The sequence below is a fragment of the Kitasatospora sp. NPDC059571 genome (assembly GCF_042735675.1).
Classification (GTDB): Bacteria; Actinomycetota; Actinomycetes; order Streptomycetales; family Streptomycetaceae; genus Kitasatospora.
The window spans coordinates 1-2,561 of record NZ_JBHWBW010000713.1; the positions used below are offsets into that span (position 1 = coordinate 1).

General features: G+C 78.1%; 2 protein-coding genes. One reads left to right on the forward strand and one right to left on the reverse strand.

Annotated elements, in window-relative coordinates:
* Positions 1-439: 439 nt before the first annotated feature.
* Positions 440-1,552, reverse strand: a complete 1,113-nt coding sequence (locus tag ACFV0G_RS38160) for an MFS transporter (protein ID WP_380558092.1) — start codon at positions 1,550-1,552, stop codon at positions 440-442.
* Positions 1,553-1,751: 199 nt separating this feature from the next.
* Here ACFV0G_RS38160 and ACFV0G_RS38165 point away from each other — a divergent pair, with 199 nt between their 5' ends.
* Positions 1,752-2,534, forward strand: coding sequence for an AraC family transcriptional regulator (locus ACFV0G_RS38165; protein ID WP_380558095.1), 783 nt, complete (start codon positions 1,752-1,754; stop codon positions 2,532-2,534).
* Positions 2,535-2,561: the final 27 nt, after the last annotated feature.

Sequence of the window (2,561 nt, forward strand, 5' to 3'; positions counted from 1 at the left end):
GGCGGAAGATCATGCAGGTCCTCTCGGGAAGGGTCCCGGACGGTTCCGGGCGGGCACCACCGTGCGGCGGCGCCTTGCGTTCGGGGAGTGCGGGGGCCGGGGGTCCGGCCCGGTGAGGGGCCGTGGGGCCTCGCCGCACTGGTTTCGAAGGTAGGCAGCCCGCCCGGGGCTTTCAAGGAATCCGGACGTCCCCGCAGGTCAGACCGCGTTTACCGGCGGTACGGACGGCATCCGGGGCCCGCGGTTGAGCGGCCGACCGGCCCGCCCCCCACCCGGATGTGACCGCCGCCACGGCCCCGGCCGCGTGACGCCGCCCACATCATCGGCACCCCGTGACCGTCCGGGCACACCCGGCGCGCACCCGGCCGCCCGCCGGACCGCTCCCGGATGGCGCGGGTCACACCCGCCACCCGCGGTGACCGTGCGCACGCGCCGCGTCTCAGGGCTCGGCCAGCAGCCGGGCGAGCAGCAGCCCGACCGGCGGCACCACGCACAGCGCCCGGAGCACGCCCTGCGGGCCGTACCCGTCGGCGATCGCGCCGAGGGCCGGGGCGGCGAGGCCGCCGATGCTGACGGCCAGGCCCAGGGTGACGCCCGCCGCGGTGCCGGGGCGGCTCGGCAGGTAGTCCTGGCCGAGCTTGACGAGCACCGCGAACGGCACGTTCAGGGCGAGGCCGGTCGCCGCCGCGAACAGCAGCGGCACGAACCGGCCCGGCGCCACGCAGAGCCCCGCCAGCGCGGGCAGCGTCAGTGCCGTGCCCAGCCGCACCGCGCGGACCGCGCCGATCCGGTCCGCGAGCCGGCCGCCGGCCAGCGTGCCGGCCACGCCACCGCCCAGGAAGCAGGCCAGCGCGGCGCCGGCCACGGCGTGCGAGGCGTGCAGCTGCCGCAGCCAGTACAGCTCGATGAACGTACTGATGCCGAAGAAGACCACCGAGCGGGCCACCTCCACGCCGGTCAGCACCAGGAACGGCCCCCAGCGGTCGGTGCCGCCCGGCGCGGCCGCCGCCCGGGCCGCCGCGAGCGCCTGCTGCCGGTGGCGGTGCCGGAACAGCACGTACGCCGTCAGCAGGGCGGGCGGCGCGAAGAGCACCGTGGCCCGCAGCCCCCACACGGCCAGGGCCGGGGTGGCCAGCACCGGTGCCAGGAAGAAGCCGACGCTGCCACCGGCCGCGAACACGCCCATCGCCGCCGCGCTGTCCCCGGCCGCCTCCCGGGCGGCCTTGCCGGCCGCCGGGTGGAACATCGCCACCCCCAGCCCGGAGAGCAGCACCAGCAGCCAGGCCGCCGGGTAGGAGTGCACCAGGCCGGACAGCCCGAGCCCCGTCCCGGCCAGGGCGAGCCCGGCCGCGGCGAGCCAGCCCAGCCGCAGCCGGTCGACGGCCAGGCCGATCGCCGGCTGGGGGACGGCACTGCCCAGCGTGGCCGCCAGGGTGAGGCCGCCCGCCGCGACGTACCCGTAGCCGCGCTCCAGGACGAAGTACGGCACCACGGCCGGGACGAGCCCCTGGTAGAGGTCGTCGACGGCGTGCGCGGCGCCCCACAGCCGCATCCGCCGCCACACGCCGGGCCCCGGGCCGGCTGCCGGCCCCGCTGCCCGCGGCGTTGCTGCCGTTCCCGTCGAATCGTGTTCCGCATCCTGCGGCCGTGCCCCCGCCATGCCGGGCCCACCCCTCGGTGATCGGTTTCCGTTGACGGGGACCAGCCTGGCCGGGCGGGCCGGGCGGCGGCTTCCGATACTCTGCCGATTTGTGTCGACAACCCGCCAGCCACTGCACGGGCCCACCCGGGTGCCGCTGGCCCACCGCGAACGGATCGACTGGCACCACCACGACGTGCACCAGCTGGTCTGCACCGGGCGCGGCGTCCTGGAGGTCTCCACCGACCGCGGCTCCTGGGTCGTCCCGCCGCACCGGGCGGTCTGGATCCCGGCCGGGGTGCCGCACGCCCACCGCGCCCACGGCCCCAGCGAACTGCGCAGCCTCAGCTACCCGGCCGAGGTGCGGCCGCCCGCGCTGGACCGGCCCACGGTGCTGGCGGTCAGCCCGCTGCTGCACGAGATCGTGGCGGTGCTGAGCGGGCCGCGCCCCCCGTCCGGCGATGCACGCCACCGGCTGGAGCGGGTCGCGCTCGACCAGATCGCGGACGCCCCCGCCTTCGACCGCTGGCTGCCCGCGCCCGACGACCCCCGGCTGCGCGACCTGGCCGCCCTGCTCGCCGACGACCCGGCGGACCAGCGCACCCTGGCGGAGCTCGGCACGGCGGTCGGGGCCTCCGAACGCACCCTCAGCCGGCTGTTCCGCCGGGAGACAGGGATGAGCTTCCCGCAGTGGCGGGCCCAGCTGCGGCTCCAGCGCGCCCTGGCCCTGCTGGCCGAGGGCGGATCGGTGACCGCGGTGGCCGCGGCGAGCGGCTACGCCACCCCGAGCAGCTTCATCGAGGCGTTCCGGCACGCGTTCGGCACCTCGCCGGGGCGGCACCGTCGCGAGGACGCGCCGGACCCGCGCGGCCGGGCGGGGGACCTGCCGGAGTGACGGCCCGCGGCGCCGCGCCCCGGCGGC

What these genes read in the sequence shown, in the direction of transcription:
- ACFV0G_RS38160 (WP_380558092.1), bottom strand. Translation starts at nt 1,552, where the DNA reads ATGCGGCTGTGGGGCGCCGCGCACGCCGTCGACGACCTCTACCAGGGG.